The organism is Aquimarina rhodophyticola (assembly GCF_042434915.1).
Lineage (GTDB): Bacteria > Bacteroidota > Bacteroidia > Flavobacteriales > Flavobacteriaceae > Aquimarina.
Genome location: NZ_CP170198.1, coordinates 521168 through 527500, shown reverse-complemented (window position 1 = coordinate 527500; position 6333 = coordinate 521168). Strand labels below are relative to the sequence as shown.

The window sequence follows — 6333 nt, the reverse complement described above, 5'->3', positions numbered from 1 at the left end:
TATTTGTAGTCTCAGGCAGACTCGAACTGCCGACCTCTACATTATCAGTGTAGCGCTCTAACCAGCTGAGCTATGAGACTCGTTAACTAGTACTGAGAACCTTAGTATTGAGATATGAACAACTTAAACATTATTCAATTCTACTATCTAAAATCTCAATTCTAAATAATTAATTAACAGCAATTAAGACTAAAAAATACTCTTTGAGAATACTTCCGATATTGAATTTAATCTATACAACTAGCTAGGCTAGCGCATAAATCTCTAGAAAGGAGGTGTTCCAGCCGCACCTTCCGGTACGGCTACCTTGTTACGACTTAGCCCCAGTTACCAGTTTTACCCTAGGCCGCTCCTTACGGTGACGGACTTCAGGTACCCCCAGCTTCCATGGCTTGACGGGCGGTGTGTACAAGGCCCGGGAACGTATTCACCGCATCATGGCTGATATGCGATTACTAGCGATTCCAGCTTCACGGAGTCGAGTTGCAGACTCCGATCCGAACTGTGATAGGGTTTATAGATTCGCTCCTGGTCACCCAGTGGCTGCTCTCTGTCCCTACCATTGTAGCACGTGTGTGGCCCAGGACGTAAGGGCCGTGATGATTTGACGTCATCCCCACCTTCCTCGCGGTTTGCACCGGCAGTCTTGTTAGAGTTCCCGACATTACTCGATGGCAACTAACAACAGGGGTTGCGCTCGTTATAGGACTTAACCTGACACCTCACGGCACGAGCTGACGACAACCATGCAGCACCTTGTAATCTGTCCGAAGAAAACTCTATCTCTAAAGCTGTCAGACTACATTTAAGCCCTGGTAAGGTTCCTCGCGTATCATCGAATTAAACCACATGCTCCACCGCTTGTGCGGGCCCCCGTCAATTCCTTTGAGTTTCATTCTTGCGAACGTACTCCCCAGGTGGGTTACTTATCACTTTCGCTTAGCCACTCAGACCGAAGTCCAAACAGCTAGTAACCATCGTTTACGGCGTGGACTACCAGGGTATCTAATCCTGTTCGCTACCCACGCTTTCGTCCCTTAGCGTCAATATATTGTTAGTGATCTGCCTTCGCAATCGGTATTCTATGTAATATCTATGCATTTCACCGCTACACTACATATTCTAACCACTTCACAATAATTCAAGACCTGCAGTATCAATGGCAATTTCACGGTTGAGCCGTAAACTTTCACCACTGACTTACAGACCCGCCTACGGACCCTTTAAACCCAATGATTCCGGATAACGCTTGGATCCTCCGTATTACCGCGGCTGCTGGCACGGAGTTAGCCGATCCTTATTCGTAGAGTACCGTCAAGGTGCTACACGTAGCACTAGTTCTTCCTCTATAAAAGCAGTTTACAACCCATAGGGCAGTCTTCCTGCACGCGGCATGGCTGGATCAGAGTTGCCTCCATTGTCCAATATTCCTCACTGCTGCCTCCCGTAGGAGTCTGGTCCGTGTCTCAGTACCAGTGTGGGGGATCTCCCTCTCAGGACCCCTATCTATCGTTGCCTTGGTATGCCGTTACCATACCAACTAGCTAATAGAACGCATAGCCATCTTATAGCGATAAATCTTTAATTATCAATCGATGCCAATCGATAATACTATAGGGCATTAATCCAAATTTCTCTGGGCTATTCCCTTCTATAAGGTAGGTTCTATACGCGTTACGCACCCGTGCGCCGGTCGTCAGCAAGTAGCAAGCTACCTCTGTTACCCCTCGACTTGCATGTGTTAAGCCTGCCGCTAGCGTTCATCCTGAGCCAGGATCAAACTCTTCATCGTGTATCTTTAAATATTATCTAAAAACAACACCGGAATTTATCGTAATCTCAAGTATGACTTTCTAGTCTTAATTCTTTGTTTGCTTCTACAACCTAATCCCGAAAGATTAAATCGTAAAACGCGCTGTCAATCAATATGTCTATGAACTTTCTCTAATTACTAAAGCAATCTTCATCGCTAGCAATTCTTGTTTAAGAGTAAGGAGTCGAACCTCTTTAAATTTCTGCCCTATTGCAGTATCTTAATGATTATGAACGTTTGCTTGTTTGTCTAAGCGGCTGCAAATATACAACCTTTATTTACACTAGCAAGCTTTTTTAAAGTTTTTTTTAGTTTTATAAAGACCTCAAAAACTCTCTAGAACATCTGCAAAACTTCTTGTCGTTTTGCGGCTGCAAACATACAACCTTTTTCTATTCTGTCAAGTGTTTTTGAAAGTTTTTTGAAATTATTTTTTTCTTCGAAATAAACTCTAAAAACAATACTTTTCTATGAACTTTAGCCGCATCTACTAACCCTGTTTTGCGGGGTGCAAACATACAAACCTTTTTTATTATGAAAAGCTTTTTTTTAAAGTTTTTTTAGAAATTTTTGCCTCCTTTAAAACTCTTTAGAAACTCTACTCTTTTTCTATGAACGATCGCTCAACAGTTAGCCCGTTTTGCGGGTGCAAACATACGACCCTTTTGCAATACAACAAGTGCTTTTCTTGAAAATATTTTAACTTTTTTGTAACGGTTTGGTTATCTTATTGTTAAATCATGCTTTTTTCACCTATCCCTATTATAGGACTTATAACGCTTTAAATATAGATCACTCTTACTCTTTACTATTACTTTAAACCGCACCCGCGATAGCCGTGAAAATCCCGCAGCTTTTGCGAGGAATTGTAACTAATAGCGCGAAATGGGGCCAGAAAAACCTTGTTTCAGAAAAGAAATAACAATTTACACCTATTATTGTCCTATATATTATTGTATGGATTTTATTATCGTGCTATCTTTGTTGCTTTAATTAACTATACATGATAAATATTACATTGCCAGATGGCTCGGTTAGGGCATACGAAAGCGGAATTACCGCTATGGAAGTTGCTAAAGACATTAGTGAAGGTTTTGCTAGAAACGTAATTTCTGCAAAATTCAACGATTCTATTATAGAAACCTCCACAAAACTGACCACCGATGGTAATTTGATTCTATATACTTGGAAAGATAATGAGGGTAAAACAGCATTTCGCCACTCTACTTCTCACGTTTTAGCACAGGCATTAGAAGAACTCTATCCTGGTGTTAAGCTCTCTATTGGTCCCGCTATCGAAGATGGATTTTATTATGATGTTGATCTGGGAGATCAAACTATTTCGGAAAAAGATTTTCCTACTATTGAAAAGAAGATGCTAGAAATTGCCCGCGGTAAACACAAGTTTACTATGCGATCAGTTTCTAAAGCAGCTGCTTTGGAAAAATATCGTAAGGAGGACAATACATATAAAGTAGAGTTAATCGAAAATCTAGAGGATGGTACGATAACCTTTTGTGATCATGATACTTTTTCGGATTTATGTCGTGGAGGACACATCCCTAATACAGGACTTATTAAGGCTGTGAAAATTATGAGTGTTGCTGGAGCTTATTGGCGAGGAAATGAAAACAACCCACAGTTAACCAGAGTATATGGAACCTCGTTCCCTAAACAAAAAGAATTAAAAGAGTATCTAGAACTTCTTGAAGAGGCAAAAAAGAGAGATCATAGAAAACTTGGGAAAGAATTGCAGTTTTTTACGTTTTCAAAAAAAGTTGGTCAAGGATTACCTTTATGGTTACCAAAAGGTGCTGCCCTACGAGAACGTTTGGAACAATTTTTAAAGAAAGCGCAGAAAAAAGCCGGATATGAAATGGTAATTACTCCACATATTGGTCAAAAAGAATTATATGTCACCTCTGGCCATTATGAAAAATACGGAGAAGACAGTTTTCAACCAATTGCAACTCCGGCTGAAGGAGAAGAGTTTTTATTAAAACCAATGAACTGTCCGCATCACTGCGAGATCTATAATAGCGGTCCTTGGTCCTATAGAGACCTCCCTAAGCGCTATGCAGAGTTTGGAACCGTGTATCGATACGAACAAAGTGGTGAGTTACATGGATTGACAAGAGTACGAGGATTTACTCAAGATGATGCGCATATATTTTGTACGCCAGATCAACTTGACGAAGAGTTTAAGAAAGTTATTGACCTTGTACTTTACGTATTTGGCTCTTTAGGTTTTGAGAACTTTACCGCACAAGTGTCGGTGAGAGATCCAGAAAACCCAGAGAAGTATATAGGTGCTTTAGATAATTGGGAAAAAGCCGAAAATGCAATCATCAATGCTGCCAATGATAAAGGACTTGATTATGTGATTGAAACTGGTGAAGCTGCTTTTTATGGGCCGAAACTAGATTTTATGGTAAAAGATGCGCTAGGAAGAAGTTGGCAACTAGGAACGATACAAGTTGACTATAATCTACCAGAGCGATTTGATTTAACCTATAAAGGAAGTGATAATGAAATGCACCGTCCAGTAATGATACATCGTGCTCCGTTTGGAAGTATGGAACGTTTTATTGCTATCCTTTTGGAGCACACAGCCGGAAATTTTCCGCTTTGGTTAATGCCAGAACAGGCTATTATACTCTCTATCAGTGAGAAATATGAAAAATACGCCGAAAAAGTTTTAAATTTGTTAGAAAATGACGAAATTCGCGCCCTTGCAGATCATCGAAACGAAACGATTGGTAAAAAAATCAGAGAGGCTGAGATGAATAAAATTCCTTATATTATAATTATAGGGGAGCAAGAAGAAGAAAATGGCACTATTTCTGTTAGAAAACATGGTGGTGAAGATTTGGGAACTATGATGGTTTCAGAATTTTCTAAACTACTTTCTGAAGAAATAAAAAAAACGCTCAAACCGTTTAACGTATAAATAAATAAGTTTAACTAAAATCTTAAAGTCATAGCAATACGTAGAAGAAGATCCCAAAAACCATTAAGGGTCAATAAAGAAGACGCTCACAGAATTAACAACAAAATTCGTGTCGAAGAAGTGCGTCTAGTTGGTGAGAATGTAGAAGTAGGCGTTTACCCTATAAAAAAGGCACTTGCACTTGCCGAAGAACAAGAATTGGATCTTGTAGAGATTTCGCCAAAAGCGGAACCTCCTGTTTGTAAAATCATGGATTATAAAAAATTCTTGTACGAGCAGAAGAAAAGAGATAAAGTTATCAAAGCTAAAACTACAAAAGTGATCATTAAAGAGATTAGGTTTGGTCCTAATACAGATGAGCACGATTATGAGTTTAAAAAGAAGCATGCGATAAAGTTTTTAAGTGAAGGTGCAAAATTAAAGGCCTATGTATTTTTTAAAGGTCGTTCGATTATCTTTAAGGATAAAGGACAAATCTTATTATTAAAACTAGCACAAGAGCTAGAAGAATATGGTAAGGTAGAACAAATGCCTAAACTAGAAGGTAAGCGTATGATTATGTTTATTGCACCAAAAAAAACAAAGTAAGCCTTATTCGATAAATTGAATGAGTAACAACAATAATAAGTGAGATTATTATAAAAACAAGGATACAATGCCTAAAATGAAAACAAAGTCCAGCGCCAAAAAGCGTTTTAAGCTTACTGGAACTGGTAAAATTAAGAGAAAGCATGCTTTTAAAAGTCATATTCTAACGAAAAAGTCTAAAAAGCGTAAGCTAGCTTTGACGCACACAACATTAGTGCATAAAAGCGATGAGAATAGTATTAAAGAGCAATTACGTTTAAAGTAAGAACTTTTTAATTCGGTTGAATTATTATAAACCCAGGAGTTAGGCGTATTGCTTGTTGAAGCCGTACTTGAAGTGGTCGCTATGATCCGCCTACTACTAAAACATTAAATTATGCCAAGATCAGTAAATTCAGTTGCAAAGAGAGCTAGAAGAAAAAGAGTTCTTAAGCAAGCAAAAGGTTATTTCGGACGTCGTAAAAACGTTTGGACAGTAGCAAAAAATGCGGTTGACAAAGCGATGCAATACTCGTATAGAGACCGTAGAAATAAGAAAAGAACTTTTCGTGCTTTATGGATCACTCGTATCAATGCGGGTGCTCGTCAATATGGAATGTCTTATTCACAATTTATGGGTAAGGTTAAAGCTAACGGAATCGAACTTAATCGTAAGGTTCTAGCAGATTTAGCCATGAACAATCCTGAAGCTTTTGAAGCGATTGTAAATAAAGTTAAGTAATTTTTTTATATTAATAATAATATTCTCACTTATAAAAAAATCCATCCTTGTGATGGATTTTTTTGGTCAATATGTTAACGAAAAGGGTATTTCATCGATAAATAGTGTATTTTATCTGTATTAAATTATGAAATGTAAGATTTTTTGCTACTTTTATTGAAAGTATGGAAAGCACGTAGTTGTGGTATGCTTTTGTAATCGAGTTCTGATTAATAAACCTACAAACTTTAATTTACTACTCCTTTGCTTTAACTTTTGACC

At 38.3% G+C, this 6333-nt stretch carries 4 protein-coding genes, 1 tRNA gene and 1 rRNA gene; 4 read left to right on the top strand and 2 right to left on the bottom strand.

The window, feature by feature from the left end; all coding sequences use genetic code 11:
• Positions 1–6 precede the first annotated feature (6 nt).
• A tRNA-Ile gene (locus ACE939_RS02360) sits at positions 7–80 on the bottom strand.
• A 188-nt stretch (positions 81–268) separates the two neighbouring features.
• Positions 269–1792, bottom strand: a 16S ribosomal RNA gene (locus ACE939_RS02355).
• Between the two features lie 1024 nt (positions 1793–2816).
• Between ACE939_RS02355 and thrS the strand changes: the two genes are divergently transcribed.
• From thrS to rplT, 4 genes are all read left to right on the top strand, one after another.
• On the top strand, positions 2817–4763 hold the full coding sequence (gene thrS / locus ACE939_RS02350) for a threonine--tRNA ligase (RefSeq protein ID WP_378187179.1): 1947 nt from the start codon (positions 2817–2819) through the stop codon (positions 4761–4763).
• 36 nt (positions 4764–4799) lie between these two features.
• Positions 4800–5351, top strand: a complete 552-nt coding sequence (gene infC / locus ACE939_RS02345) for a translation initiation factor IF-3 (RefSeq protein ID WP_378188407.1) — start codon at positions 4800–4802, stop codon at positions 5349–5351.
• A 67-nt stretch (positions 5352–5418) separates the two neighbouring features.
• The gene (rpmI, locus tag ACE939_RS02340) at positions 5419–5616 is read left to right on the top strand and encodes a 50S ribosomal protein L35 (protein WP_378187178.1); all 198 of its coding nucleotides are present in this window, start codon (positions 5419–5421) and stop codon (positions 5614–5616) included.
• A 111-nt stretch (positions 5617–5727) separates the two neighbouring features.
• The gene (gene rplT / locus ACE939_RS02335) at positions 5728–6072 is read left to right on the top strand and encodes a 50S ribosomal protein L20 (RefSeq protein ID WP_378187177.1); all 345 of its coding nucleotides are present in this window, start codon (positions 5728–5730) and stop codon (positions 6070–6072) included.
• Positions 6073–6333 lie beyond the last annotated feature (261 nt).

What these genes read in the sequence shown, in the direction of transcription:
- thrS (WP_378187179.1), top strand. Translation starts at nt 2,817, where the DNA reads ATGATAAATATTACATTGCCAGATGGCTCGGTTAGGGCATACGAAAGC.
- rpmI (WP_378187178.1), top strand. Translation starts at nt 5,419, where the DNA reads ATGCCTAAAATGAAAACAAAGTCCAGCGCCAAAAAGCGTTTTAAGCTT.
- rplT (WP_378187177.1), top strand. Translation starts at nt 5,728, where the DNA reads ATGCCAAGATCAGTAAATTCAGTTGCAAAGAGAGCTAGAAGAAAAAGA.